This is a genomic window from Rhodococcoides trifolii (genome assembly GCF_014635345.1).
Taxonomy (GTDB): Bacteria; Actinomycetota; Actinomycetes; order Mycobacteriales; family Mycobacteriaceae; genus Rhodococcoides; species Rhodococcoides trifolii.
Window position 1 is genome coordinate 57,559 of sequence record NZ_BMCU01000002.1, and the last position, 24,689, is coordinate 82,247.

Here is a 24,689-nt window from a genome sequence, read left to right on the forward strand (position 1 = left end):
GCTTGGCGTTAGTGTCTGCGGTGGACCCACGCACCCGACGAGAAGAGTCGAACTCGATGAGCGAAGCACCCCAGAGTCCCGCCGATCGCGTGGCCGCCGCTCGCGCCGCGGCCGCTGCTGCAGCCGCCGAACTGGAGCAGGCAGAGAAAGAGGCGGCAGCTGCTGAGGCTTCGCAACCGTCGTCTTCCGGGGCTGCCGACGAGATCGCGGCGGGATACGCGTCCGACGGTGCAGCGCTCGAACTGGGAACCGCCCTACTGGATGGCGCGCTGGCGCCCAGCGCGCGAGTTCGCATTCCGCTCGCGATGATGAACCGGCACGGACTGGTCGCGGGTGCCACCGGAACGGGTAAGACCAAGACGTTGCAGGGAATCGCCGAACAGCTCTCCGCTGCAGGCGTTCCCGTCGTCATGGCGGACATCAAGGGTGACCTGTCCGGCCTGTCCGCGGCCGGTGAGGACAACGAGAAGATCCGTTCTCGCGCCGCCGACACCGGCGCCGCCGATTGGCAGCCGTCGGCGTTTCCCGTCGAGTTCCTGTCGTTGGGTACCGAGGGGATCGGTGTTCCCGTGCGCGCCACCATCACCGCGTTCGGTCCCATCCTGCTCAGTAAGGTGTTGGCGCTCAACCCGACTCAGGAGTCGACGCTCGGACTCATCTTCCATTGGGCCGACACGCAGGGACTCGCATTGCTCGACCTCAAGGATCTGCGTGCTGTCATCACACATCTGACGAGCGACGAGGGCAAGGCGGATCTGAAGGGGATCGGCGGTGTGTCCTCTGCGACGGCCGGGGTCATCTTGCGCGCACTGTCCAATCTCGAAGCCGACGGCGGTGACACCTTCTTCGGTGAACCCGAGCTCGACACGGCCGACCTGCTGCGGGTGGGACCCGACGGCCGGGGCGTGATCAGCCTGTTCGAGCTCGGTGCACTTGCCGCGCGCCCGGTGATGTTCTCGACGTTCCTGATGTGGGTGCTCGCCGATCTGTTTCAGACGCTGCCCGAAGAGGGCGACATCGACAAACCCAAACTCGTCTTCATCTTCGACGAGGCGCACCTGCTCTTCGCCGACGCGTCCAAAGCCTTTCTGCAGCAGGTGGAACAGACGGTCAAGCTCATCCGCTCGAAGGGTGTCGGCGTGTTCTTCTGCACCCAGCTACCCACCGACGTACCCAGCGACATCCTGTCACAGCTCGGCGCGCGCATTCAGCACGCGCTCCGCGCCTTCACCCCCGAAGACCAGAAGGCCCTCACCAAAACCGTTCGTACGTATCCGAAGACGAAGAACTACGACCTCGAGCAAGCCCTCACCACGTTGGGTATCGGTGAGGCCATCGTGACGGTGCTGTCGGAGAAGGGAGCGCCGACGCCGGTGGCGTGGACCAGGATTCGGCCGCCGCGGTCGTTGATGGACACCATTGGAAACCCGGCCATCACGTCGTCGGCGTCGAGTGGAGCCCTGTTCGCCAAGTACGGCCAGACGATCGACCGCGAATCGGCGTACGAGAAGATGAATGCACGGATGGCGCCTCCGCCACCGGAATTGCCAGATGTGCCCGATGCACCTCCACCCGTCCCGGAAGGCCCGTCCGCCGCCGAGCGAATGATGAGCAATCCTGCGGTGAAGAGCTTCCTGCGATCGGCGGCCAGTGCTGCCGGTCGGGAGATCTCGCGGAGCATCTTCGGGACGGGGAGGCGGCGGAGGCGGTAGGTCGCAGGGCTGGAGTCAGGGCCTACGACCCACCCAACTTCTTGTAGAAACTCCCGACGATGGGAGCGCTGACGAAGCGAGGGCTGTACTGGCCCGCCACCGACATCCCCTTCGACAGCAGCCCTGGCACCACGCGCATCTTGTTCTTGCCCAACGCATCCAACGACAACTTGGCCGTGTACTCGCTGCCGATCCAAAGGAAGTCGGGGACAAGCTTGTCGACGATCGACTCCTCGGACGGGTCGGGGGTCTCGGTGCGGACCGGGCCGGGTGCGAGGAGGGTGACGTTGACGCCCGTGCCGTGCAGTTCTGCGCGCAGCGACTCGGAGAACGTGTTCACGAATGCCTTGGTCGCGGCGTACGTGGCGTTGTTGGGGATGGCCATGTTGCCGGCCGCGGATCCGGTGATGAGGATGCCGCCGGTGCCGCGGCCGATCATGCCTGGCAGCACGGCGAGCGTCAGGTCGTGCACCGCAACGGCATTGAGCTCCACCTGGTCGCGCTCGTAGGCGGGATCCAACCCGGCGATCGGGCCGAAAGTCGCGATACCTGCGTTGTTGCAGAGGATGGAGATGTTGCGCTCGGACAGTTCGGCGACGAGTTCCTGGCGCTTGTCGCGGTCGCTGAGGTCCAACACGCGCACCTCGACCTCGACGCCGTGCGCACTGGTCAGCTTGGCTGCGAGCGCCTCCAACAGCTCGCCGCGACGCGCGACGACGATGAGGGAGTGTCCGCGGGCGGCGAGTTCGGTGGCGAGCGCCTCACCGATTCCGGAGGAGGCTCCGGTGACGACGGCGCGGGCATCGGGAGTCGGCTTCGGAAGGCTCATGTGGCCAGGCTAGATCACACCGAAGCAGCCAGCCGAGTGCCCTGGAGGATCGCACGTTTGGCGTCGAGTTCACCGGCTTCGTCCGCCCCACCGATCACGTCGACCCGAACGCCGGCCGTCTCGAGATCGGACACGAGGTCCCGCACCGACTCCTGGCCCGCGCAGATCACGACGGTGTCGACGGCGATCGTTCGGGGCTTGGATCTGTCCTTGCCGAAGGTGATGTGCAGGCCGTCGTCGTCGATGCGTTCGTAGTTCACACCGGAGATCTCCTGCACGTTCTTGTTCTTCAGCGCGGCGCGGTGCACCCAGCCGGTCGTCTTACCCAGGGACGTTCCGATGCGTCCGCCCGTGCGTTGGAGCAGGAACACCTCGCGCGCCGACGTCGACGGTTCCGCGGTCATGAGCGCGCCCGCTGCCTCCGGACTGTCCGTCACACCCCACTCGCGTTTCCACTCGGCGATGTCGAGGGTCGGCGATTGCGCGGTGGTCAGGAACTCCGAGACGTCGACGCCGATGCCGCCGGCCCCGATGACCGCGACGCGCCGGCCGATCGTTCCGCCGCCCAGTACGGCGTCCGCATAGGTGACCACGGACGGGTGCTCGATACCCGGGATGCGGGGGATGCGCGGGGTGACGCCCGTGGCGACGACGACCCGGTCGTATCCGTCGGAGATCAGTTGGTCGGCGGTGACGCGGGCGCCCAGCTTCACGTCGACTCCTGCTGCAGCCATGGCGGATTCGTAGTACCGCACGGTCTCCGCGAACTCCTCCTTGCCCGGGATGCGGCGCGCGATGGCGAACTGTCCGCCGATTTCGTCGCGCGCTTCGAACAGCGACACGTGGTGTCCACGCTGGGCCATGTTGAGTGCAGCCGACAGGCCCGCCGGGCCGGCTCCGACCACGGCGACGCGTCGTACGGCGCGGGTGGGGGAGAGGACGAGTTCGGTTTCGCGGCCGGCGCGCGGGTTGAGCAGGCACGACGCGTGCTTGTGGACGAAGACGTGGTCGAGGCACGCCTGGTTGCAGGCAATGCAGGTATTGATCTCGTCGCGTCGACCTTCGGCTGCTTTGACGGTCCAGAAGGGGTCGGCGAGCATCGGGCGGGCGAGCGCCACCAGTTGCGCGTCACCGTCGTCCAGGATCTTCTCGGCCAGCTCGGGCATGTTGATGCGGTTCGCTGCGGCCACCGGGATCGTCACTTCGCGTGCAAGGCGGCCGGTGAACGAGACGAAGGCGCCGCGGGGTACGGAGGTGACGATGGTGGGCACGCGCGATTCGTGCCATCCGATGTCGGTGTTGATCAGGTTGGCTCCAGCGGCCTCGACCTCGTGCGCCAGGGCGACGACGTCGGCCCACCTCTGGCCGTCCTGCACCAGGTCCGCCATCGACAACCGGAACGAGATGACGAACCCGTGCCCCGTGGCTTCCCGTGTCCGGCGCACGATTTCGACCGCCAGTCGTCGACGCTTCTCGGGTGTTCCGCCCCACGTGTCGGTGCGCTTGTTGGTGCGCGCCGAGAGGAACTGATTGACGAAATAGCCTTCGCCGCCCATGATTTCGACCCCGTCGTATCCGGCGGACTGAGCCAGGCGCGCACACCGAACGAAGTTGCGAATCTGGCGTTCCACACCGCGCGATGTCAGTTTGCGAGGGCGAAACGGGTTGATGGGAGCCTTGATCGACGATGCGGTGGCGCTGAACGGGTGGTACGAATATCGGCCCGCGTGCAGTATCTGCATCGCGATCTTGCCACCCTCACGGTGCACCGCGTCGGTGATCGTGCGGTGCCGACGTGCTTCGATGCGGTTGGTCAACTTGGCTCCGAAGGGAAGCAGCCAACCGGTGCGGTTCGGTGCATACCCACCGGTGACGATCAGCGCGACACCACCGCGAGCGCGCTCGGCGAAGTACTCGGCCAGCTTGCGGGTGTCCTTCGCGCGATCTTCGAGTCCGGTGTGGATCGACCCCATGATCACGCGGTTCTTCAGCGTGGTTGCGCCGATGTCCAACGGAGAGAGGAGGATCGGGAAGTCAGTCATTGTTCTGCCCTTTCAAGGCGTGAAGAACGTCGTCGCACCAGCCGACGAACCCTTCTTCGACTCGTATACCTCCGCGCAGCACCAGGTACTGGTGCAGCGCGGAACCGGTGAGGTTGGATGCTGCGGCAAAATCACGTTTTTCTGCGAGGCGGTACAGATCGAGGCGTTCGGTGTGGATGTCCCGATGCCGCTCGACCTCGGCGCGGAGCGTATCGACATCTCCGTACGCGGCGCCGCGGATCTTCACGGCAAGGTCGTCGCGCAGCCGACTGGGTTCGGTGGTGTCGGAGATCCACCGGCTCAGTTCGGAACGGCCGGATTCGCTGACGCTGTAGACCTTCTTGTCCGGCCTGCCGGTCTGAACCACCGCGTCGGCCGAGATCCATCCGGCGTCGTCCATGCGGGCGAGGACACGGTAGATCTGCTGGTGCGTCGCACTCCAGAAGTACCCGATCGACTTGTCGAATCGGCGCGCGAGTTCGTACCCCGACGCCGACTGTTCGGCGAGGGAGACGAGAACGGCATGTTCGAGGGCCACGATCGAAGTATGTATGCAACGAGTTGCCTATGCAACCCGTTGAACACGACGCCGATGCGCGTCGGGGTAATAAGCTCCAGGAATGGCCGAAGCCGCTGTCGCCGTGGCGACCTCCAAACGTCAGGTCGCCGCATGGGGATTGTGGGACTGGGGATCGGCCGCATTCAACGCCGTGATCCTCACCTTCGTGTTCTCGGTCTATCTGACCGACGCGGTGGGGGACGACCTCCCCGGCTCCGTCTCGGCGACGAGCTGGTTCAGCTGGTCGGTCGGCATCGCGAGCGTGTTCGTCGCGTTGCTCGCACCGCTGACCGGACGCCAGCAGGACAACAGCGGGACCCGAAAGCGCTCGCTGTTCGTACTCACCGCGCTGACCGTCGCCACCATGGCCGGCTTGTTCTTCGTCCGCGACGACTACCACTACCTCTGGCTCGGACTCGTCCTGCTGGGACTCGGGTCGATCTTCTTCGAACTGGCGCAGGTGCCGTACACCGCGATGCTGCGTCAGGTGTCGACGCCGGACAACATCGGTCGAGTATCCGGCTTCGGTTGGGCCATGGGCTATTTCGGCGGAATCGTGCTGCTGCTGATCTGCTATCTGGGGTTCATCGTCGGCGACGGCGACACCCGAGGTCTGCTCGGCATCACCACCGACGGTGGTCTCAACATCAGAGTCGTCGCGCTCGTGGCCGCAGTGTGGTTGGCGGCGTTCGCGATTCCCGTGTTCTTCGCCGTCCCCGAGTTGCCGGCGACCGCTGCGAAGGTCAAGCGACCCGGCATCGTCGAGTCGTACAAAGCGCTGGGCCGGGACCTGAAAGAACTGTGGCGCGCTGATCGCCGCACTGTCTACTTCCTGTTCGCGAGCGCGCTGTTCCGCGACGGGCTCGCCGGTGTGTTCACGTTCGGAGCCGTTCTCGCGGTGTCGGTCTACGGCATCGGATCGGCCGACGTCCTGTTGTTCGGTGTCGCCGCCAACGTGGTCGCAGCGATCGGGGCAATCCTTGCGGGACGGATCGACGACCGGGTCGGGCCGAAAAAGGTCATCGTGTGGTCGCTGACGCTCATGATCGTGGCCGGGTTGATTTTGCTGGCCGTGTCCGGTCCCACGATGTTCTGGATCTTCGGACTCATGCTGTGTGTCTTCGTCGGTCCGGCGCAGTCGTCCGCCCGCACGTTCCTGACTCGCATCACCCCGCCAGGACGCGAAGGTCAGATGTTCGGGCTCTACGCGACGACAGGGCGGGCCGTGTCGTTCCTCTCGCCGGTGCTCTTCGGATTCTTCGTGTTCATTTTCGACGCCGACCGAGCCGGGATTCTCGGAATCGTGCTGGTACTGGCGCTGGGCTTGGCCGCCATCCTGAAAGTCGCTGCGCCACAAGGGGACCTGGCGCGGACCTAACCGATTCGGTGGACGATGGCTGCAGCCACCTCGCGGGGGGAGTCCTCGGGAACCCAATGACTGCCGTCGAGTTCGACGAAGCGGTACTCCGCGTCGACCCATTCGTGACACCGCTCCACCCCGGCGCGGCCGATCGCGGTGTCCCCGGTGCTCCACACGAACGTGGTCGGAACCGTCACCGCGGGTAGGTTCGCGAAGTCCTTCGTCATGGCGCGATACCAGTTGAGCCCGGCGGTCAGGCCGTCACGAGTGCCGACCACCGGCAGGTACGCGTCGACGATCGAGGGGTCGCGGGCGCCGTCGAACATTGCGCGGAGGCGACGGCAATCGTCCTCCAGCAGAACGTCTTCGGCCTTACCCGGCTGACGGAGGAGCTTCATGTAGCTCCCGCGCCGGCGTTGGTCCTCGTCTTCGGCCAACGCCCACCCGTAGGCTCCGGGATGTGGGACCGAGACCGTGACCAGGCTGTTCACCCGGTCGGGATGACGAGCAGCGACGGCCCACGCGACCACCGATCCCCAGTCGTGACCGACGAGGGTGATCGCGGGGATCTTAAGGAAGTCCAGGAGGCCGATGACGTCGTCGACGAGGTGGTCCAGTCGGTAGTCGTCGACTGCGGTCGGTCTCGCGTCGGGTGAGTAGCCGCGTTGATTCGGCACGATCAGCCGAAGCTTCTGGGGCGCCAGCGCGTCCACGACGCCATTCCAGCTGGCCGACGTCGCAGGCCACCCGTGTAGGAGCACCACCGGCGTGCCGTCGTCGGGTCCGTGGGTGTCGACGTCGAATGTCAGGTCGCCAAGCGGAATGCGCACAACCCCAGGCTAGACCCGATCAGCCGGCGGGAAGGCCGGAGGCCGGCCGGGCCTCAACCCGCTCGCGGTTCCCATTTGCTCATGCCGAGCATGATCACGCGCAGCTGACGCTCGGCGCGCGAGATGATCTCGCGCTCGGCGGCGCTGCCCGGACGTGCGAGGTCGAGCAGATCGACGACGGTCGCCAACATCGAGTTGACGATGAGGCTCGCGCACATCTCGAGGTCGTCGACGCTCCAACCGTCGAGTCCCGGCATCCGTGAGAGGTCGATGGTGAGCTCACTGACCAGCAGTCGAAGCTCGGTGTCGATGGCGCGCCGGACTTCGACGACGCCTCCGTACCGCTCGCGCGTGAGGAACCGGAATCTGTCGTCGTGGGCGTGGACCTGCCGGACGAGGATGGCGAGAGATTCACGGGCGTTCTTGGTCGACGGTTGGCGGCGCGCGTCACGAAGCATGTGCCGCAGAACCCGCATGCTGTCCTCGACGACCGCGATGCCCAGGTCTTCCATGGACGCGAAGTGTCGGTAGAACGCCGTGGGCACGATGCCGGCTGTGCGGGCCACCTCGCGCAGGCTGACGCTGGCGAAGTTGCGTTCGGCGATGAGCTCGAGTGTGCTGTCGACCAACGACTGCCGGGTGCGCTCTTTACGCTCCGCGCGACTGACGGTCTCGGCCATGGTGACGAGTGTATGCGTGTACACCCAAACGTTGTGAGCCCTCCCTCCGTCACACCAGGTCGGGGTGCGTGACGGTGCTCACATTGGCATTGAAATTACCAGGTACGGGCTGACACACTCATTCGAGTGCACGGGTGTGCACTGAAACGAGAAGGAGGCTGAAGTGACTCTCGCTCCCGAATCGCCGTCACGGCGGCGCAGCAGACTGCTGTCACTGTTCGAGGCGATGACCGCTCCTCATCGCGTCGACCGGTATCTCGAACTCGTCGACCCGATGCTCTCGGTCGACGACATGCGAGCCGAGGTCACCGAGGTTCGCCGTCAGACTCCGGACACCGTCACGCTGACGCTGCGGCCGACCCGCCATTGGGAGGGTTTCCGCGCCGGCCAGTTCGTGCAGATCGGCGTGGTGGTCGACGGCATCCGTCAGACGCGGTGCTACTCGCCTGCGTGCTCGCAGCGTCGTTCCGACGGCCAGATCGAGTTGACGATCAAGGCGCAGAAGGACGGCATCGTCTCCCAGCACCTCAATGCGAACGCCGTACCCGGCCTGGTCGTCAGCCTCGAGCAGGCGTCGGGAACGTTCACACTTCCCTCGCCCCTGCCGGACAACGTCCTGCTGATCAGCGGTGGCAGCGGTGTCACCCCGGTGATGTCGATGCTGCGCACCCTGGTCGACGACGGCTACGCCGGGCGCATCGCGTTCCTGCATTACGCGTACACCGAGAAGGACGTGCCGTACCGGCAGGAACTCGAATCGATTGCGGCACAGAACGACAACGTCGACGTGTACTTCGCGTACACGGACCAGGATCAGGGCGGCGACCTGCACGGGTTCTTCGACACCGAGCACCTGGGAACCGTCGCCCCGTGGCACACCGATGCGCACACGTTCCTGTGTGGGCCTCCCGGCCTCATGAAGGGCGTGTCCGGCATCTTCGACGACCTCGGCCTCTCCGAGCTTCTGCACACCGAGGAGTTCGTCACGACGCCCGCCGTGGCCGACGAGGACGCCACCGGAACCGTCTCGTTCTCCGGATCGGACGTCACCGCGGAGAATTCCGGCAGCACCTTGCTCGAACAGGCCGAATCAGCCGGGCTCACACCGGAATACGGCTGCCGCATGGGAATCTGCTTCACCTGCACGTCGGTCAAGAAGTCCGGCTGCACCAAGAACGTCAAGTCGGGCGAGATCGATTCCGATCCCGACTCGCATATTCAGCTCTGCGTGTCGGTTCCCGTCGGCGACGTCGACATCGACATCTGAACCACCCCACCTACATCCAGGAGGAACCATGTTCGGACTTTCTCTCAATTTCCTACCGTTCGTCGGCGGTGGCTCCGATCGCGCCGACAAGCCGGGCACCGGCGGCCCGGTCGTCCTGTCCTACGAGGACGTCGAGGAGCTGGGACGTGAGCTCGACGAGCTGCGCGCCCGCACCGTCGCCTCGCTCGGCGACGAGGACCGCGAATACATCTACAAGATCATCAAGGCGCAGCGTGGACTCGAAGTCACCGGCCGCGGTCTGATGTACCTGAGCTTCTTCCCGCCGGCGTGGCTCGCCGCGGTCGGCGCCCTGAGCCTGTCCAAGATTCTGGACAACATGGAGATCGGCCACAACGTCATGCACGGCCAGTACGACTGGATGCGTGAGCCGGGCCTGAACTCGCGCACCTTCGAGTGGGACACCGCGTGCCCCGCCGATCAGTGGCGTCACTCGCACAACTACATGCACCACACCTACACCAACATCGTCGGCATGGACCGCGATATCGGCTACGGCATCCTGCGAATGGACAAGGGCCAGAAGTGGAACCCGTACTACCTGGGCAACCCGCTGTACGCATTCCTGCTGATGACGTTCTTCGAATGGGGCGTGATGCTCCACGATCTCGAAGCCGAGAACGTGATCCAGGGCAAGCGCAAGTGGCACGACGTCAAACCGCTGATGATCGGCTGGTGGCACAAGGCCGGCCGGCAGGTCCTCAAGGACTACATTGTGTTCCCGGCACTGACCGGACCGCTGTTCGTCCCGACGCTCGTCGGTAACGCGACCGCGAACATCGTGCGCAACCTGTGGGCCTACTCGATCATCTTCTGCGGCCACTTCCCGACGGGCGTCCAGACATTCACCGAGGAAGAGACCGCCGAGGAGACCCGCGGTCAGTGGTACGTGCGTCAGATGCTCGGCTCGGCCAACATCGAAGGTTCGCCGCTGTTCCACATCATGTCCGGCAACCTCTCGCACCAGATCGAGCACCACCTCTTCCCGGATCTGCCGGCGCACCGCTACCCGGAGATCGCACCCGAGGTCCGCGCGCTCTGCGAGAAGTACGACCTCCCGTACAACACCGGGGGCTTCTTCCACCAGGTCGGTACAGTGTGGGGCAAGATCTTCAAGATGGCGCTTCCTGATCGCTTCACCGGACCCGACAAGGAAACCGGCGTGATCATCGAACGCCAAAAAGTCGCAGCCTGAGAGGTTTTCGATCATGGTCGGCAAGTTCGAGCGCAACAAGGACACCATCCAAGAGCTCACCGAGTCGACGGCTGCGCACGTCGGTCGGATCGCGGTGATCATCGCGACAGCGGTCGTGGACGTGACCCGCGAAATCGGCGATCTGATCACCGACGGCATCGAGATGCGTGAAGCATCCCGGCGGGCTCAGAACGACGGCCCGCACTTCCAGGTGATCGACGGGGATTTCGAGGAACGGCGAGGCTGAGTCTCGCTACCGACGCCCGATGGCGCATCCGGTTTCGGCCGGGTGCGCCATCGGGCTTTCTGGTGTTCTGTTGTTCTTTTGTTTCGGACCCAATGTGACGTTCGGTCCACATTTGCTACCCAATGTGTCGTTGGGTCCGGTCGTCAGCTCCCGTTCACGTCGATGCCGACGCGTAATTCGTGCGGCGGCCGGAACAAATACCACGGGTTGTCGGGTGCGCAATCGATCAGAATGATGTTCCCGTCGGCTCGCTCCGCTGTCACAGCCTGTCGACACGGTGACGGGGCGAAGATCCCTGCTTCGGTGCTCTCGTAGTACAGCGGCCCGATGTAAGTGGGTGCAGCCGAGGCAGTTCCGGCACTGGCCAACGCGATACCGGCGGCGCCGGCTGCGGAGACGAGGGCAACGGCGGCGACGCGTTTCAGTGAGTGCATGGCTCAGCTCCCCAAGCTCACGTTGATACCGATCAGGTCGACTGTGTCAGTCCCGAAGATGATCGGGCGAGACACGCAGTTGACCAGAATGATGTCGCCACGAGCGCGGTTGGCGGCCGCACGTTCGGAGCAGGGGACGGCGTCGGGGTCGATGGAAAGCGTGGAGAAACTCTCGAAATAGATGGGCCCGCCCTTCGACGGTTCCCCGGCTGCGGAGGCGGTGCCGGCCCCGGCCAGTGCAATTCCGGCGGCGCCGGCTGCGGAGACGAGGGCAACGGCGGCGGCGCGTTTCAGTGAGTGCATGGCTCAGCTCCCCAAGCTCACGTTGATACCGATCAGATTCTTGTTGCTGTCGAAACCGAATCCGATTGTTTTGCAGTCAAGAAGAATGATATCGCCGCGTGCGCGATTCGCTGCTGCGCGATCTGCGCACGAGACGGCGTCTGGGTCGAAGCTTATGCCGAAACTCTCGTAATAGATGGGCCCGCCCTTCGACGGTTCCACGGCTGCGGAGGCGGTGCCGGCCCCGGCGAGCGCAACTCCGACGACGGAGGCCGCGATGATGGTGGCGGATGCTGCTGCATTACGGATCGTGCGTGTCATTCGAACTCCCAGGTGCTCTAGCGACGAAACATGACGATCGGTTTGTCGGGTTCGCTGAGATATTCGTTACACGTGCAAACTAGTTTGAGTTTAAACGACCAAGGCGCCCGAGCAATGGACCACCAGCGTCGACTTCCGGTACGAAAAACGGCTACTGGTGTTCCACTCTTTCCGTCATTCGGCGGCGACAGCGAGTGGTAATCGTGGTGCCCCCGGCAGGATTCGAAAATGCCGACACCAACACTGTTTGTGCTGGTAGACGCGACTCTAGCTGCAGGTACAGCCGATAGTGAGTCTGCAGAAGTATGCTCGAACCTGCAGGACTCAGCACTCTTATTGCTCGGTCAGTTGCCGGGTCGGCAGCGTCTGTATCAGGCTATGTACCAGCAGGAGGAACCGTCATGGCCAGCGACAAGCCCCGTGCCCGCCGACAGTGGGGTCGGATCTACAAGCTGAAGCCGAGCGGTCGGTACAGAGCCTCGTACACCCACAACGGCAAGCTCTACCACCCGCCGAAAGGCACTCCCGGTACCGGAACGAGCAGAACCGCGACGTTTCAACACAAGGGCCGCGCCGAGGGTTGGTTGGATTCGGTCAAAGCTCAGATCGACGCCGGTACGTGGCAAGACCCGGCCGAGGTGATCGAGCAGGCCGACCGGAAAGTGGCCAGCAGCGTGACCGTGACCGAGTACGCCCGGAAACGAGTCGCTGAGCGCACGCTGACTCCCCGGACGCGCAAAGGGTACGAGGAGCTGATCGAACGGACAATCGCCGAGTCGAGTATCGGTGCGCTGCCACTCTCAGCGCTGAGCGTGACCGCCGTCCGTAGTTGGTACGCCGCGCTGGACTCGAGCCGACCGACGCGCCGCGCTCATGCCTACGGACTCCTGCACTCGGTTCTCCGGGACGCCGTGGACGAGCAACTGATCGAGACGAACCCGGCAGTCGAGCGAAAGGCTATGAACGCCAGACGAGTTCGTAAGATTCGCGCTCTGACAGCGCCTCAGTTGACCGCGCTCATCAATGCGACCGCCGAGGAGCTGAGAGCCGCCGTTGCCGTCGCGGGTTGGTGCGGACTTCGAGCCGGGGAGCTGAAAGGGTTGCGCCGCAGAGACATTGCCGCCGACGCGTCGGTGATCCACGTAGAGCGGGCTGTGACGTACCGCAGTGGTGTGTACTACGTCGGCGCTCCCAAGACAGAGGCCGGTGTCCGTGACGTGTCGGTGCCGAGCCGTATCCGTGCCGGGTTGCTGGCCCACATTGCCACGCTGGCAGACCCACGGCCCGACGCGCTTGTGTTCCCGGGCGCGGGCGGTCCCGAGGGCTATCAGACGGACTGGGAGCTGAGACGCGCTGTCGGTGCCGCTGGGAAGCTGATCGACCCGGCCCTGTTCCCGGACGGCGTCAATCCGTACGTGGCGCAGGATCTCAGGCCGCACGAACTACGCCACAGCGCCGCGACTCTGGCAGCCCAAACCGGCGCTACGACGAAGGAACTCATGAGCCGGATCGGTCACACGACACCAAACCAGGCCCTCCAGTACCAGCACGCCGCCGCCGCCCGTGACGCCGAGATCGCCGACAAGCTCGACCGAATGTGAACTGAGGAATATTCCGCAGTTGAATTCGTCGCCGTATTGCTGCCTGTGGATCGCGCTCTCAAATGTCGGTAACGAACGTATAACGCACTCCGGGTACCACCTGGCCTTCTAGTTTTCGTCTGAATGGCGTTTACCAAACCACCTGGCCTAATGCTTTGGGCACGTGCAGATCCCAGAATCTCGGAGTAGCTTCTAGCAGGTACGAGCCGGTCCGGTCATCCTCGCAATTCAGCGTCGCACGTGACCCCCGGCATTCACGAACGGCAAACCCATGGCAACATTTCTCACCGTCGCTCAGGTGGCGGAAAACCTGCAGATCCACGAGGACACGATCCGGCGCGCAATTGCGTTGGGAGACTTGGCAGTGTCCCGCGTCGGCCGCGCAATTCGGATCAAGCCCGAGAACGTAGACCGTTGGATCGGTGCCTGACCGTGCTCTCTCAGGGGCAAGTGAACGGCACTCGATACCCCGATGAAGCGCCGCCGATATTCGATCCGGAATTGGCCGAGCTGAACGACGACGACGAGGACGACAAAAACTTGCCGCCGGTAGTTCGCCGCATGCTGGCGCGCACACGAAGGGCGGCTCAGACATGAGTTTCGGAACAAACCTCGAAGCGGAATTCTTCGACCGGAATCTGACACTCTTCGAAACGCCCGAGGGTGTCGGGGCCGCGCTGGTATTGCTCGAATTGCGGACCTGGAGCGCGAAAGCGAGAACCGACGGCCGTATTCCGAAAATTGCGCTGCGGACAATTCTCTCGCACGACGATCCGCGCTCTGCTGTCGCCATTCTGGTCGACCACGGACTCGCGGTTGCCGACGACGACGGCTGGACCATCGACTGGGCACCCGAGCAGAAGACGGCCGACCAACGTGAGCGCGGCCTCGAATCCGGCAGGCAGAAAGCAGCTCACGGGCGCGGGGATCATTCGATGTGTCCTGACACGTGGAAGTGCAGGTCAAGCACAGTCACCGGTGACGGTCACAAGTCGGCCGTAACCAGTGACGGTCACTCCGTTAGGAAGGGTAGGAAGGCCTTAACTAAAGAAGGCCGTACTACTACCCCGGCTTCGCCGTCGGGCCTCGCCGAGGGCTCGTCCTCCGTCTCGCCGGAAAACCGGGATGACGGGGGAGACAGCGCCACCAACCCCAACGACGAAAGCGATGAGTATTTCGGATTCAGTGAGAACGAATGGAACGCGCTCACAGACGACGAGAAACAAGATGTCCGAGAGAACGAAGACGATTACGACTACGGATACTTGAACCGAGAGAACCGCGCTCTATACAAGCAACTCATGGACAAGGACCGTCGGTCGGACGACGAAGAAAAAGAACTCGCACAGCTCGAACAATTCAAGGCTCCCGAGCCTATTTCCTACATCTTCTGAAAGGTGAAATACCGTGAACACACTCGATGATCTACAGCTAGAACTCCGGCAACCGGATAAGAAATCGGGACAGACGTTGAAAGGAAAACCGGACGCAGAGTTTCGCGAATACATTTCGACGGGAATCTACGCAGCGTGGAAGACGCCGGACACGTCGGGAGAGCGTGCAGGATCACCACTGAGCAGGCAAGCGCTCCTGTCGTACATCTTCCGTGAGATCTGCGCTGAGATCGGTGCCAACTACCCGCCCGGACTGTTTCCGTATCCCTCGATGGCGGTTGCCGTGGGAGCAGCGCCGGGATTTCGACCGGGATCGGACCTCAAATACTTCGATCCGGACGACTCTCGCAGAGTGTCCGAGATCATCGCCCGAGCCAAAGACGCTGTGCAGCAATGGCTATCGCAGGTACAGGAGCAAGGCAGCGCTGACATCGTGCCGCCCCCACTGCCTCCGATAGCGAAGGTCGTTCAGCCGTGGAAGAACTGATACGGGTTGTTTTGCGCCAAAGATGACGAACCGCACGCCGATTCCGCCCGCCCAGCGTCCACGCACAGCGACCTGGACGCCCAAGTTGTCTAGGAATGCCCGGACACACGAAAACGGCCCCCAGAATCAACTGAGGGCCGTTTCGAGTGTGCTGGTCGAGCTAGACCCGTGAGATGACCGAGTACGCGATACCGGTCCGGGGATTGACCCCTGTGACCTGACCTGGATCGAAGTACTGAATCGAGACCGAGTTGGTGGGTCGTTCGAGGGTTGGTGCGGACATGTGCCTACCTCCAAGTGAGACGTTGCCGACCCCCGAGAGTCTACCCCAAAAAGCCACATTTGCACGCAACACAGAGAGCTCAAAAATCATGACACAGAACAGATTCAGAGAAGCGCTACAGACCGCGCTGACCGACGACGGCAGTGTGATCGACGCGCTGAGGACACAGCTACCGGACCTGATCGCCGCCGAGCTTGTCGACCTCGAACGCGAACGCCTGAGGCAGGAACGCCGCCCGCTCGACGACGTGCGAGACATCGTGGCAACGGCCGGACCCGAGGGGATGTCGATGGCCGAATTCACCCGAATCATGCGCGGGGACTTGGGCCTGTCCCAGAGCGGGGCCAAGCGCCGGATGATCGAAGCGCATGAGCGCGGACTGATCGCCGCGAAAGACCCGACCGCAGCTCGTCGACGCTGGATCGCTGCGTAAAACGATGTTGCACAACGGATATCGTGTACGCAGTGATATCGAGTCTCAGACCCTCGCCTTGCTCGATGCCCATGGCCCGCTGGCGGTTTCAGTGCTCGTGGGATTGGTTCGGCTACGGCCCAACGTCACGACGAAGCGCGTGGAAACCGTCCTCGCACACCTCGAGAGTCTGGGCGAAGTCGGCAAGGCCAGCGCGACCGCCGACGGCAAATTCCGATACAGGATCTCCGACCAGATCCGCGACGAGCTGAGAGTAGAGACAAGATGAGCAGGGGAACAAAGAAAGCACCCAAGTTCAAAGAGCAGAGATTCTTTCTGGACAAGCAGATCGAATTGGAGAGAGAATTCCTACGGAATAACGCGAGCAGAGTCGACCGAGGAGAAGAACAAATTTCCTGGGAAGAGTTCAACCGACAGAGAAAAGGATCACAATGATTTTCACAGAGAAACTGCGAGAAGTTCTGGAGCAGAGTCTCGATAGCTTGGACGACGAATCGCGACAGAAGATCGCGGACAATCCGGGTACCAGCGCTCGACAGGTGGGCGACGATGTCGAGTTCTCAGCAGCCGGAATCGTCTACGCCGTGGTCGACTCCGAATGGCTGGCCGACGACCAACAGGGCATCGCCGACGCGACCTTGCACGTGCTACCAAGCGCTCCTGACGATATTTCCGAGCTGACCGAGGGCGGCGGCACCGACTGACGATCTCGACCCCGCAGAATCGAACTCAGCGGCTCCGGGGTACCTACCGCGAAAGGTGCTCCGGGGTTGCTGTCTCGGGGGTCGGGCGGAACCGCAAAACCTCGAGTAACATTCGAACCAGCAGGTCGCCCCGACCACGCTCATCACGAGCTTGTAGGGAATCGCCAGCGCCGCAGCAACGCTCACCAGCGAAGAAGCGCCTTGCCGACAAGAGTCACAGGGCCGCAGCGCATATCAAGGGCCGTTCTCGAAGCAGACCGTGTGACAAATCCACGTCCTCGAACGGATACCCATGTCCTCCAACATCGTTCATCGCGCAGCACCCGTCGACCTCGAACTCCGGGGATCGGACGGGCGTACCGTCGTGGGAATTTGTGCCCCGTTCGATCAACCCGCTGACATCGCCGAGCACGGTTTCCGGTTCACCGAGACCATCCGTCGGGGATCGTTCACCAAGACGATTGCCGAGCGTGGAGACCGCGTCAAATTCCTCGCTCAGCACGACGCCCGCTCGATGCCACTAGGCCGCGCAACGCTTCTCAGGGAAGACGCTGCAGGGCTTTACGGTGAGTTCCGGGTGTCGAAGACGCAGGCAGGCGACGAAGTTCTGGAGCTGATCAACGATGGCGCGCTCGATGCGCTGAGCGTCGGAATGCGCGTGATCGCCGAGACGTGGACCTCGAACCGCAGCGCTCGCAGCATCACAGAGATTGCGCTGGCGGAGGTTTCCGCAGTGAACTTCGGTGCCTACTCCGGGGCCGTCATTCTGGGCACACGGTCGCAGTCCGACAACGTCATTTCTCCAGAGCAGGCCGCTCGCCGGCTTCGACTCCTGGACCTCTAAAACATATCTAGGACAACAACTATGAAGATCTCTAAGATGAACCTGGCGGAGCTGAAAAGCTACATCGCCGAAGCTCGCACCGAGGCAACCGAACTGGCAACCCGCAGTGAGGATCTGACCGGCGAGAGCGCTGACCGATTCGACACGCTCGAGTCCGGACTGAAAGAAGCGACCGCCCGAAAGGCTCAGATCGAAGCACGCGCCGAGTCCGTGAAGAACGGTTTCGCCGCTGGCAAGGTCGGCTTCGAGGACGGGGCACCCGGTGGTTTCCGCACCGAGGTCCGCGACGAAAAGCCCTCCCTCAAGGGTGCTCTCACTCTCCGCAGTGACCAGACCCTCACGCAGTGGAACCATGACAACGGCCGCACCGAGCGCGCTGGCATCACGCTCGACCAGATCGTCCGAGGTCTGGCCGTCGGTTGGAGCGGAGTTCCGGATGAGCAACGTGCTTTGGTCGAATCCACACAGTCGGCCGGTGGAGTCCTGGTACCGACCCCGGTTGCTGCCAGCGTGATCGACGTGGCGCGCGCTCAGGCTCGAGTGCTGCAGGCGGGCGCAACCATCGTCCCGATGCAGTCGGCCACGAGCAAAATTCCTCGCATCACCAACGAAGGCGCAGCGCGATTCTATGCCGAGGGTGAACAGCGAGTCCCGCAAGACATCGCGTTCGATGCCGTTACGCTGCAGGCAAAGTCGTTCGAACGCCTGATCCTCGTGAGCAACGAGCTTCTGGCCGACAGTGACCCGAGCGTCGGCAACGTGATCGAGCAGTCGTTCTCCGCTCAGATCGCGGCCGGTCTCGACCAAGCAGCCCTCTACGGCACAGGCGCAGGTAGCAACCCGACCGGTATCGCCAACACGGCCGGAGTCCTGCAGGTCGCTCACGGGGCCAACGGAACGGCACTGAGCAACTACGACTGGCTTATCTCTGCCGAGGGAGTCATCCGGGCGAACAACTGGGAACCGACCGCGCACATCGCGTCCCCGCGCACGGCAACGAACCTGGCTCTGCTGAAAGACTCGCAGGGCCGTTACCTGGACGCGCCGAGCACGCTGGCACCGATCCTCACCTCGACCAACATTCCGGTGAACCTCACGACCGGAACCTCGACCACGGCCTCCCAGATCGTGAGCGGCGACTTCCGGCAGGTGCTCGTAGGTGTCCGATCCGATCTGAAGATCCGAGTGCTGACAGAGCGTTACGCCGACACCGGGCAGACGGCATTCCTGGCCACGCTCCGGATCGACGTGCAGCTCGCGCACCCGACAGCGTTCGTGGTCGACAACGGAATTCTGTAGGCCGTCATGTTCGGAATCAACGGTCTCGGAAAGCTTCTCGGCGGGGGCAACTGGCTCGACGCCGAGGTTGCCCGACGACAGGCTCAGTTGGCCGAGATGTCAAGCGGCCGAGGGACACGGGAAGGCATACCGGTTTCGACCTGGCGCGCTCTCCCGGACAGCCCGACCGCCGACCCGAGCAAGCTGGTTCAGAAATTGCCCGACTGACAACGGGCACATGAGTTTCGAGCTGTCAGGTGCTTTCGACGAAATTGCCACCGACGCGACCGCTCGAAGATCCACACGCCTGCCCCTGGCGAGCACCTTGGGTAAGTGAGGTGGGCAACCAAAGTCCATGCTGGTGCGCGAACGGAACTCCTGCCCATCGCGCACGACCGCACAGCACGGCACGCAGCTAGCACGGTCCGGGGGTTTCCTCGTCTGGGATGTGACCCGGACCGTGCTCAGCTCCAACAGTTTCGAACCTTGCTGGCGCCGACCCCCGACCCGGCCGACTCAAGGTTCGATAGGTTCGAAGCAGCGCCGGGGCTTACCTCCCCCTAGCCGCGCTCGAACCGAACCGCGACCGGCCCTCTGTTCATCCTTGTGCGACCCCCGTTGCCCGCATGAGGATTCGAGCAGGGGGCCGGTCGTCGTTAATCCGCAACCACTTCGACGAACAGAGATGACGATGGCAAACCACAGCACGTACGCATGGCGCAAGGCAGCACAGGAGTTCAAAGCCGAGTGCTATCGACAGGGAATCGTGATCTGTCATCTGTGCGGAACAGAGATCCCCGAGAATGCGCCCCGTAATTCCAAAATGGAGTTTTGCGCCGACCATTTGATCCCGATGGAATTGCTCGACGACCCAAGCGACACAAGCGCGTTGGCACCCTCCCACAGGGTCTGCAACACCCGTCGTGGACTTGGACCTGTTCGTCCGATGAGTCCACCACAGCAAGCGCTACCTGCCCCCGTGGTGCCCGCTGCAGCGCCGACAATCGTTGCCCCACAACCCAAGCGCGCCATGGTCAAATCCTCGATGCTCTGTGTCGACAGCGCTGGCCTTGGTGGTCACCCTCGAATTGCCCAGTGTCGCAACGCACCTGGCCACCACACGCTCGTAGCCTACGTCGCACGCGCTGAAGCAGAGCAGAGTCGCATCGCTGTCTACGATCACCAGCGCTGAGACAGGCATGGCAGCAGAGGTAGGCAGCAGCACCTACCTACGTGCCGACTTGGTGTGAGTGCCTGCCTAGGTGAGCGCGTCGGCCGAGCGTCCCCATACTGCCCTCTGACTGCAACGCTGAGACACGAGAACCGATGCCCTGGCACGCAGACCCCGAGCAGATCCGGTGCCGTGGTGCTGACGTGCAAATGCAATTGAGAATCTGAGGACGATGGCCCCGTGACAGTGAGTGCCCCGAGCAGCAGCGTCGACCACCTGCCCCGACCGGACCCGCGCACCCCATCACGTCGACCAGATCGGTTTAGCATCGCTTGACCATCGGCTTTACCATCTGTTCGAACGGAGGCCGGATCCGAATTCTGCAGTCGCGCAGCATGATCGGACGGCTCGAACGTGGGGGGGGCCATGAAATGCGTTGGCGCAGAGGGGAAGACGACCCCGTCTCGCGCCCTTTTCCTCTCTCTCTGATCTGAAATTCTGACGATATCTGAGAGAAGCACCCTAGAAACCCCAGGTCAGAGGCTTAAGGCCCAGGTCAGCGAGCCGTCGTCGAGTTGGTTTCCGGGGTCGAAACCAGTCTCAAAGTAGAATCGACGAAAAGTGATTCCGGATATGCTACAAACGCTGGTACACAAGAGTACTCCCGACCAGCTCCGACGCGCACGTATCCGTCCCGAATCGACCGGCCGAGCGTTCACCTGGCCCCGAAAGGTAAAGGATCGGCCTCAACTGAGGACAATTCCGCAGTAGGTCGACCGGGAATCTCAGCGCTGTTCGGCTGTGCTCTTGTCGGTGCCGTAGACACTCGGCGGGCATGGATCGACAGCAAACACGCCGCCGCCCTCGACGTGAGTGATGGCGCTGCCGTGCTCGCCGCCGACCAGAGTCCCGCCACACTCAGCGCACCGAGCCGGGTTGTGAGTCTTACCGCAGATGTCGCACGTCTTAGTCGTCATCGCCCGATCATGCGCCGATGCGTCCGGCCGTGTGGATTAATCGGGTTCGTCCATCGGAACCCACTTGCCATACTTCTGCTCACGCTGCTCGGGAGTCAGACGCGCATCCTCCCGCATCCGAGCATTGAATTCGTCGGCGATCCTCTCGTCTTCGAGATCCTGTGCAAGCTGCTTCAGTCGGTCCATCGGTGCCTGTTCGGTCATGTGTTCGATTATTCCAGACAAACCGGTCGTGCCGTTGTACACCAGCGGCGCGTGTCGAGACTTCACTGGGGTTGTCATTCGGTCGACTGTCATTCGAACGACCGACACGCGCCGAGCAGACACTACTACGATCGGTAGTAGCCGCTTATTGCCTGTCGGGTGCAACGTCGCTGGCCCGAAACCCGAAAAGCGTTGCGAGACAACGTAAAACATGGTGCCCCCGGCAGGATTCGAACCTGCGACCAAAGGATTAGAAGGCCTTTGCTCTATCCCCTGAGCTACGGAGGCGTATGGGGCGTGGTGAGTCTAACGGTCATACGATGGGCGAAATGCGCGAGGTTCTGAACGAGATCATGGCGGTCTGGCGATCCGGTGGTACCGCTGGCGTCGGAACCGTTGTGCGCACGTTCGACTCGGCGCCTCGCCCGCCGGGAGCATCGATGGTGGTGACACCGGACGGTCGCGTGTTCGGGTCCGTCTCCGGTGGATGCGTCGAAGGGGCCGTGTACGAGGAGGCGTCGGGTGCAGCAGCGCCCGGGCTGTTCAGGTACGGCGTCACCGACGACGATGCGATGGCTGTCGGGCTCACCTGTGGCGGCAGTCTCGACGTGTTCGTGGAGACGATCTCGCCCGCCTCGTTTGCGGATCTCGACCAGGTGGCGGCGGACGTCGAGAACCACCGGCCCGTCGCTATCGCGACCGTCATCGAACACACGGACGCGGCGTGGGTGGGTCGACGCTTGGTCGTCCGTCCGACGTCGGCGTCTGGGACTCTCGGCTCTGCACGCGCGGATCAGGCAGTCGCCGACGATGCGCGCGGACTGCTCGCAGCAGGCGCGACCGACGTCCTGCACTACGGAACCGACGGTGAACGCCTGGGCGACGGGATGACGGTGTTCGTCTCGTCCTTCGCCCCGCGGGCCCGAATGATCGTGTTCGGTGCCATCGACTTCGCGTCGGCGCTGGCGCGACAGGGCGGTCTTCTCGGCTACCGAGTGACGGTGTGCGACGCCCGCCCGATCTTCGCCACCGCGGCGCGATTTCCGACCGCCGACGACGTGGTCGTGGACTGGCCGCACCGGTACCTGCGGGCAATGGACGACGCGGGACAGATCGACGAGCGCACGGTCCTGTGCGTTCTCACACACGACCCCAAGTTCGACCTGCCTCTCCTCGAGACCGCCTTGCGGCTGCCCAAGGTTGGATACGTGGGTGCGATGGGCTCGCGGCGAACCCACGTCGAACGGATGACGAAACTGAGGAAAGCCGGGGTCAGCGACGCGCAGCTGGCCAGATTGTCGAGCCCGATCGGCTTGGACCTCGGTGCGCGCACGCCCGAGGAGACGGCCGTGTCGATCGCCGCGGAGATCATCGCGCGGCGGTGGGGTGGCAAGGGTGAGCCCTTGCGCGACCTGTCCGGCCGTATCCATCACGGTTGACCATTGCCACGCCACTACGGCGTGTCGTACGGCCGATCTACTCTGGAGTCATGGCTACCACCGAACTCTCACGGAACGAGTCTGCGAGGACGTCCGAACCTCGCAGCGGTTCGTTCGGTGTCTTCGTCAGCGCCGGTCTGATCGCGGCCGTCGTTGCTGCGTTGATCGTCGCGCTGTCCGCGTCACAAGCTCTCGTCCTCCTCGGCATTCCCGATCCCGGTCCGGTCACCACGTACGGCGTCTCCGCTGTGCGCGCGCTCGGTGAGGTGGCGGCCGTCATCACCATCGGGTCGCTCCTGCTGGCGGCGTTCCTCGTACCACCTCAGAAATCGGGTGTCCTCGACGTCGACGGTTACCGTGCGGTGCGTACGGCCTCGACGGCTGCCGTCGTGTGGGCGGCCTGCGCCATCGTGCTCGTGCCGCTGACGCTGTCCGACACCTCGGGTCAACCGGTGTCCGTCGCGCTGAACCCCACCAACCTGTGGACCGGCCTGGGACAGGTCGAGATCGCAAGCGCGTGGCGCTGGACTGCGGTTGTTGCCATCGTGCTCGCGATCGCGTCGCGGGCTGTGCTGCGATGGGCCTGGACACCGGTTCTGTTGGTCGTGGCGATCGGATCGTTGATGCCGTTGGCCGTCACCGGTCACTCGTCGGCGGGCGGCTCGCACGATCTCGCGACCAACAGCCTCATCCTTCACCTGGTGGGGGCGTCGTTGTGGGCAGGCGGCTTGTTCGCGCTGCTTGCGCACGCTCGCCGCCGCGGCGCCTACACCGATGTCGCTGCCCGACGGTTCTCGCTCGTCGCCACCGTGTGCTTCGTGGTCATGGCCGCGAGCGGCGTGGTCAACGCGTTGGTGCGCGTCCCGTTGAGTGATCTGTTCACCTCGACCTACGGCCGACTGGTGATCGCCAAGGTCGTCGCTCTGATCGTGTTGGGTGTCTTCGGATACGTGCAGCGGCAGCGCGCCCTGCCCGCTCTCGCCGCCGATCCGTCGTCGCGCGGGAATTTGGTGCGCTTCGCCGGCGCCGAGGTCTTGGTGTTCGCGGCCACGATCGGGTTGGCGGTCGGTCTCGCTCGTACGCCACCTCCCGCGGACGCGAACTTGAACCTGACCATCACCGAAGTCGAGCTCGGGTACAACCTGGACGGGCCGCCGACGCTCGGACGATTGCTCTTCGACTGGCGCTTCGACCTCATCTTCGGCACGGCAGCCATCGTGATGGCCGGGCTCTACCTGTACGGCGTGTACCGGATGCGTGCCCGTGGCGACGCGTGGCCCGTCGGGCGGACCGTCGCCTGGGTGCTGGGATGCCTGGTGATGCTGTTCGCAACGTCGTCCGGTGTCGGTCGCTACTCGATGGCGCAGTTCAGTGTGCACATGGGCGCGCACATGGCGCTGTCAATGCTGGCGCCCGTGCTGCTGGCGCTCGGCGGCCCGATAACCTTGGCGTTGCGCGTCTTACGGCCCGCGGGCAAGGACGGTATTCCCGGTCCGCGCGAGTGGATTCTCGACGCTCTGCACAGCCCGGTGTCGAAGTTCTTCACGCAACCGTTGATCGCGGCCTTCATTTTCGTCGGTGGTTTCTACGCGCTGTATCTCGGTGGGATCTACGGTTCGACCGTCGACTCCCACACGGCGCACCTGCTGATGAACGCTCACTTCCTGCTCAGCGGTTACCTGTTCTACTGGGTCGTCATCGGTGTGGACCCGGCGCCGAGACGGCTGTCCCCGGTGACCAAGCTCGCGATGGTGTTCGGCTCCTTGCCGTTCCACGCGTTCTTCGGCGTCGCCCTGATGAGCACCGACTCCGTCATGGGTCAGGTGTTCTTCCGCGGTCTGTCGCTACCGTGGAACTCCGACCTGCTGGCGGATCAGCGGCTCGGGGGCGGAATAGCCTGGGCGACAGGCGAAATCCCGCTGGTGCTCGTCATGTTGGCACTGTTGGTGCAGTGGTCGAGGTCCGACCGTAAGGAAGCTGTCCGAATGGACCGCGCTGCGGACCGGGACGACGACGCAGCGTTGGCGGCACACAACGCCATGTTCGCGGAGCTAGCGCGTCGCGAGCGCGAAGGTCGCTGATGCACCGAGAACCGGAG

The 24,689-nt window shown here is 63.6% G+C and carries 27 protein-coding genes and 1 tRNA gene; 16 read left to right on the forward strand and 12 right to left on the reverse strand.

All coding sequences use genetic code 11. The features are described from left to right. Positions 1-56 precede the first annotated feature (56 nt). On the forward strand, positions 57-1,712 hold the full coding sequence (locus IEW02_RS07285; protein WP_188544166.1) for a helicase HerA-like domain-containing protein: 1,656 nt from the start codon (positions 57-59) through the stop codon (positions 1,710-1,712). Positions 1,713-1,734: 22 nt separating this feature from the next. On the opposite strand, the gene cmrA is transcribed toward IEW02_RS07285, so the two are convergent. Genes cmrA through IEW02_RS07300 form a run of 3 tightly spaced genes read right to left on the reverse strand, consistent with a single transcriptional unit; the run spans position 1,735 to position 5,121 of the window. Beyond that, positions 1,735-2,541 carry a mycolate reductase gene (cmrA, locus tag IEW02_RS07290; protein WP_188544168.1) on the reverse strand — a complete coding sequence of 269 codons (807 nt, stop codon included), beginning with the start codon at positions 2,539-2,541 and terminating at the stop codon, positions 1,735-1,737. A gap of 14 nt (positions 2,542-2,555) precedes the next feature. After that, positions 2,556-4,583 carry an NADPH-dependent 2,4-dienoyl-CoA reductase gene (locus tag IEW02_RS07295; RefSeq protein ID WP_188544169.1) on the reverse strand — a complete coding sequence of 676 codons (2,028 nt, stop codon included), beginning with the start codon at positions 4,581-4,583 and terminating at the stop codon, positions 2,556-2,558. After that, on the reverse strand, positions 4,576-5,121 hold the full coding sequence (locus IEW02_RS07300) for a PadR family transcriptional regulator (RefSeq protein WP_188544171.1): 546 nt from the start codon (positions 5,119-5,121) through the stop codon (positions 4,576-4,578). The genes IEW02_RS07295 and IEW02_RS07300 overlap by 8 nt, the downstream gene beginning before the upstream one ends. A gap of 82 nt (positions 5,122-5,203) precedes the next feature. On the opposite strand from IEW02_RS07300, the gene IEW02_RS07305 reads away from it, so the two are divergent. Continuing rightward, positions 5,204-6,520 carry an MFS transporter gene (locus IEW02_RS07305; RefSeq protein ID WP_188544173.1) on the forward strand — a complete coding sequence of 439 codons (1,317 nt, stop codon included), beginning with the start codon at positions 5,204-5,206 and terminating at the stop codon, positions 6,518-6,520. Here the strand turns inward: IEW02_RS07305 and IEW02_RS07310 are convergent. Continuing rightward, on the reverse strand, positions 6,517-7,332 hold the full coding sequence (locus IEW02_RS07310; protein ID WP_188544175.1) for an alpha/beta fold hydrolase: 816 nt from the start codon (positions 7,330-7,332) through the stop codon (positions 6,517-6,519). The two genes, IEW02_RS07305 and IEW02_RS07310, sit on opposite strands and share 4 nt — an antisense overlap. 53 nt (positions 7,333-7,385) lie before the next feature. Further along, a complete protein-coding gene (locus tag IEW02_RS07315) occupies positions 7,386-8,012 on the reverse strand; it encodes a TetR family transcriptional regulator (protein WP_188544177.1) in 627 nt (208 codons plus the stop codon). 226 nt (positions 8,013-8,238) lie between these two features. On the opposite strand from IEW02_RS07315, the gene IEW02_RS07320 reads away from it, so the two are divergent. Genes IEW02_RS07320 through IEW02_RS07330 form a run of 3 tightly spaced genes read left to right on the forward strand, consistent with a single transcriptional unit; the run spans position 8,239 to position 10,739 of the window. Further along, positions 8,239-9,279, forward strand: a complete 1,041-nt coding sequence (locus IEW02_RS07320; protein ID WP_188545207.1) for a ferredoxin reductase — start codon at positions 8,239-8,241, stop codon at positions 9,277-9,279. 28 nt (positions 9,280-9,307) lie between these two features. Beyond that, on the forward strand, positions 9,308-10,492 hold the full coding sequence (locus IEW02_RS07325; protein WP_188544179.1) for a fatty acid desaturase family protein: 1,185 nt from the start codon (positions 9,308-9,310) through the stop codon (positions 10,490-10,492). Positions 10,493-10,505: 13 nt separating this feature from the next. Further along, on the forward strand, positions 10,506-10,739 hold the full coding sequence (locus tag IEW02_RS07330; protein ID WP_188544180.1) for a hypothetical protein: 234 nt from the start codon (positions 10,506-10,508) through the stop codon (positions 10,737-10,739). A gap of 143 nt (positions 10,740-10,882) precedes the next feature. Here IEW02_RS07330 and IEW02_RS07335 read toward each other — a convergent pair whose 3' ends face one another. Genes IEW02_RS07335 through IEW02_RS07345 form a run of 3 tightly spaced genes read right to left on the reverse strand, consistent with a single transcriptional unit; the run spans position 10,883 to position 11,776 of the window. Then, complete coding sequence (locus IEW02_RS07335; RefSeq protein ID WP_188544182.1) at positions 10,883-11,173, reverse strand: hypothetical protein; 291 nt, start codon at positions 11,171-11,173, stop codon at positions 10,883-10,885. A 3-nt stretch (positions 11,174-11,176) separates the two neighbouring features. Next, complete coding sequence (locus IEW02_RS07340; protein ID WP_188544184.1) at positions 11,177-11,476, reverse strand: hypothetical protein; 300 nt, start codon at positions 11,474-11,476, stop codon at positions 11,177-11,179. Between the two features lie 3 nt (positions 11,477-11,479). After that, positions 11,480-11,776: a hypothetical protein gene (locus tag IEW02_RS07345; RefSeq protein ID WP_188544185.1), complete on the reverse strand. Its 297-nt coding sequence runs from the start codon at positions 11,774-11,776 to the stop codon at positions 11,480-11,482. Positions 11,777-12,177: 401 nt separating this feature from the next. On the opposite strand from IEW02_RS07345, the gene IEW02_RS07350 reads away from it, so the two are divergent. From IEW02_RS07350 to IEW02_RS07365, 4 genes are all read left to right on the forward strand, one after another. Then, complete coding sequence (locus tag IEW02_RS07350; RefSeq protein WP_188544186.1) at positions 12,178-13,377, forward strand: tyrosine-type recombinase/integrase; 1,200 nt, start codon at positions 12,178-12,180, stop codon at positions 13,375-13,377. 271 nt (positions 13,378-13,648) lie between these two features. Further along, positions 13,649-13,807, forward strand: a complete 159-nt coding sequence (locus tag IEW02_RS07355) for a helix-turn-helix domain-containing protein (protein WP_188544187.1) — start codon at positions 13,649-13,651, stop codon at positions 13,805-13,807. Positions 13,808-14,060: 253 nt separating this feature from the next. Beyond that, on the forward strand, positions 14,061-14,771 hold the full coding sequence (locus IEW02_RS07360) for a hypothetical protein (protein WP_188544188.1): 711 nt from the start codon (positions 14,061-14,063) through the stop codon (positions 14,769-14,771). A 13-nt stretch (positions 14,772-14,784) separates the two neighbouring features. Beyond that, positions 14,785-15,258 (forward strand): hypothetical protein, encoded by a 474-nt coding sequence (locus IEW02_RS07365; protein ID WP_188544189.1) that lies wholly within the window; start codon positions 14,785-14,787, stop codon positions 15,256-15,258. 160 nt (positions 15,259-15,418) lie between these two features. Here IEW02_RS07365 and IEW02_RS25330 read toward each other — a convergent pair whose 3' ends face one another. Then, positions 15,419-15,541, reverse strand: a complete 123-nt coding sequence (locus tag IEW02_RS25330; protein WP_268236714.1) for a hypothetical protein — start codon at positions 15,539-15,541, stop codon at positions 15,419-15,421. Positions 15,542-15,629: 88 nt separating this feature from the next. Between IEW02_RS25330 and IEW02_RS07370 the strand changes: the two genes are divergently transcribed. From IEW02_RS07370 to IEW02_RS07390, 5 genes are all read left to right on the forward strand, one after another. Continuing rightward, positions 15,630-15,974, forward strand: coding sequence for a hypothetical protein (locus tag IEW02_RS07370; RefSeq protein WP_188544190.1), 345 nt, complete (start codon positions 15,630-15,632; stop codon positions 15,972-15,974). Between the two features lie 431 nt (positions 15,975-16,405). Continuing rightward, the gene (locus tag IEW02_RS07375; protein ID WP_188544191.1) at positions 16,406-16,678 is read left to right on the forward strand and encodes a hypothetical protein; all 273 of its coding nucleotides are present in this window, start codon (positions 16,406-16,408) and stop codon (positions 16,676-16,678) included. Between the two features lie 292 nt (positions 16,679-16,970). Next, complete coding sequence (locus tag IEW02_RS07380) at positions 16,971-17,522, forward strand: HK97 family phage prohead protease (RefSeq protein WP_188544192.1); 552 nt, start codon at positions 16,971-16,973, stop codon at positions 17,520-17,522. A gap of 21 nt (positions 17,523-17,543) precedes the next feature. Then, positions 17,544-18,821, forward strand: a complete 1,278-nt coding sequence (locus IEW02_RS07385) for a phage major capsid protein (RefSeq protein ID WP_188544193.1) — start codon at positions 17,544-17,546, stop codon at positions 18,819-18,821. A 6-nt stretch (positions 18,822-18,827) separates the two neighbouring features. After that, entirely contained in the window at positions 18,828-19,028 is a 201-nt protein-coding gene (locus IEW02_RS07390; protein ID WP_188544194.1) for a hypothetical protein, read from the forward strand. A gap of 1,728 nt (positions 19,029-20,756) precedes the next feature. Here the strand turns inward: IEW02_RS07390 and IEW02_RS07395 are convergent. From IEW02_RS07395 to IEW02_RS07405, 3 genes are all read right to left on the reverse strand, one after another. Continuing rightward, a complete protein-coding gene (locus tag IEW02_RS07395; protein WP_188544195.1) occupies positions 20,757-20,948 on the reverse strand; it encodes a hypothetical protein in 192 nt (63 codons plus the stop codon). Between the two features lie 36 nt (positions 20,949-20,984). Beyond that, positions 20,985-21,152 carry a hypothetical protein gene (locus IEW02_RS07400; RefSeq protein WP_188544196.1) on the reverse strand — a complete coding sequence of 56 codons (168 nt, stop codon included), beginning with the start codon at positions 21,150-21,152 and terminating at the stop codon, positions 20,985-20,987. A 212-nt stretch (positions 21,153-21,364) separates the two neighbouring features. Further along, positions 21,365-21,440, reverse strand: a tRNA-Arg gene (locus tag IEW02_RS07405). A 41-nt stretch (positions 21,441-21,481) separates the two neighbouring features. On the opposite strand from IEW02_RS07405, the gene IEW02_RS07410 reads away from it, so the two are divergent. Together IEW02_RS07410 and IEW02_RS07415 are read left to right on the forward strand one after the other, a co-directional pair. Beyond that, positions 21,482-22,591 (forward strand): XdhC family protein, encoded by a 1,110-nt coding sequence (locus IEW02_RS07410; protein ID WP_188544197.1) that lies wholly within the window; start codon positions 21,482-21,484, stop codon positions 22,589-22,591. Positions 22,592-22,641: 50 nt separating this feature from the next. Beyond that, positions 22,642-24,672 carry a bifunctional copper resistance protein CopD/cytochrome c oxidase assembly protein gene (locus tag IEW02_RS07415; RefSeq protein ID WP_188544198.1) on the forward strand — a complete coding sequence of 677 codons (2,031 nt, stop codon included), beginning with the start codon at positions 22,642-22,644 and terminating at the stop codon, positions 24,670-24,672. Positions 24,673-24,689: the final 17 nt, after the last annotated feature.

Excerpts from the sequence above, each read along its gene's own strand:
- IEW02_RS07285 (WP_188544166.1), top strand. The coding sequence starts at position 57 with ATGAGCGAAGCACCCCAGAGTCCCGCCGATCGCGTGGCCGCCGCTCGC.
- cmrA (WP_188544168.1), bottom strand. The coding sequence starts at position 2,541 with ATGAGCCTTCCGAAGCCGACTCCCGATGCCCGCGCCGTCGTCACCGGA.
- IEW02_RS07295 (WP_188544169.1), bottom strand. The coding sequence starts at position 4,583 with ATGACTGACTTCCCGATCCTCCTCTCTCCGTTGGACATCGGCGCAACC.
- IEW02_RS07305 (WP_188544173.1), top strand. The coding sequence starts at position 5,204 with ATGGCCGAAGCCGCTGTCGCCGTGGCGACCTCCAAACGTCAGGTCGCC.
- IEW02_RS07315 (WP_188544177.1), bottom strand. The coding sequence starts at position 8,012 with ATGGCCGAGACCGTCAGTCGCGCGGAGCGTAAAGAGCGCACCCGGCAG.
- IEW02_RS07320 (WP_188545207.1), top strand. The coding sequence starts at position 8,239 with ATGACCGCTCCTCATCGCGTCGACCGGTATCTCGAACTCGTCGACCCG.
- IEW02_RS07325 (WP_188544179.1), top strand. The coding sequence starts at position 9,308 with ATGTTCGGACTTTCTCTCAATTTCCTACCGTTCGTCGGCGGTGGCTCC.
- IEW02_RS07330 (WP_188544180.1), top strand. The coding sequence starts at position 10,506 with ATGGTCGGCAAGTTCGAGCGCAACAAGGACACCATCCAAGAGCTCACC.
- IEW02_RS07335 (WP_188544182.1), bottom strand. The coding sequence starts at position 11,173 with ATGCACTCACTGAAACGCGTCGCCGCCGTTGCCCTCGTCTCCGCAGCC.
- IEW02_RS07340 (WP_188544184.1), bottom strand. The coding sequence starts at position 11,476 with ATGCACTCACTGAAACGCGCCGCCGCCGTTGCCCTCGTCTCCGCAGCC.
- IEW02_RS07345 (WP_188544185.1), bottom strand. The coding sequence starts at position 11,776 with ATGACACGCACGATCCGTAATGCAGCAGCATCCGCCACCATCATCGCG.
- IEW02_RS07350 (WP_188544186.1), top strand. The coding sequence starts at position 12,178 with ATGGCCAGCGACAAGCCCCGTGCCCGCCGACAGTGGGGTCGGATCTAC.
- IEW02_RS07355 (WP_188544187.1), top strand. The coding sequence starts at position 13,649 with ATGGCAACATTTCTCACCGTCGCTCAGGTGGCGGAAAACCTGCAGATC.
- IEW02_RS25330 (WP_268236714.1), bottom strand. The coding sequence starts at position 15,541 with ATGTCCGCACCAACCCTCGAACGACCCACCAACTCGGTCTCGATTCAG.
- IEW02_RS07370 (WP_188544190.1), top strand. The coding sequence starts at position 15,630 with ATGACACAGAACAGATTCAGAGAAGCGCTACAGACCGCGCTGACCGAC.
- IEW02_RS07375 (WP_188544191.1), top strand. The coding sequence starts at position 16,406 with ATGATTTTCACAGAGAAACTGCGAGAAGTTCTGGAGCAGAGTCTCGAT.
- IEW02_RS07380 (WP_188544192.1), top strand. The coding sequence starts at position 16,971 with ATGTCCTCCAACATCGTTCATCGCGCAGCACCCGTCGACCTCGAACTC.
- IEW02_RS07385 (WP_188544193.1), top strand. The coding sequence starts at position 17,544 with ATGAAGATCTCTAAGATGAACCTGGCGGAGCTGAAAAGCTACATCGCC.
- IEW02_RS07390 (WP_188544194.1), top strand. The coding sequence starts at position 18,828 with ATGTTCGGAATCAACGGTCTCGGAAAGCTTCTCGGCGGGGGCAACTGG.
- IEW02_RS07395 (WP_188544195.1), bottom strand. The coding sequence starts at position 20,948 with ATGACGACTAAGACGTGCGACATCTGCGGTAAGACTCACAACCCGGCT.
- IEW02_RS07400 (WP_188544196.1), bottom strand. The coding sequence starts at position 21,152 with ATGACCGAACAGGCACCGATGGACCGACTGAAGCAGCTTGCACAGGAT.
- IEW02_RS07410 (WP_188544197.1), top strand. The coding sequence starts at position 21,482 with ATGCGCGAGGTTCTGAACGAGATCATGGCGGTCTGGCGATCCGGTGGT.
- IEW02_RS07415 (WP_188544198.1), top strand. The coding sequence starts at position 22,642 with ATGGCTACCACCGAACTCTCACGGAACGAGTCTGCGAGGACGTCCGAA.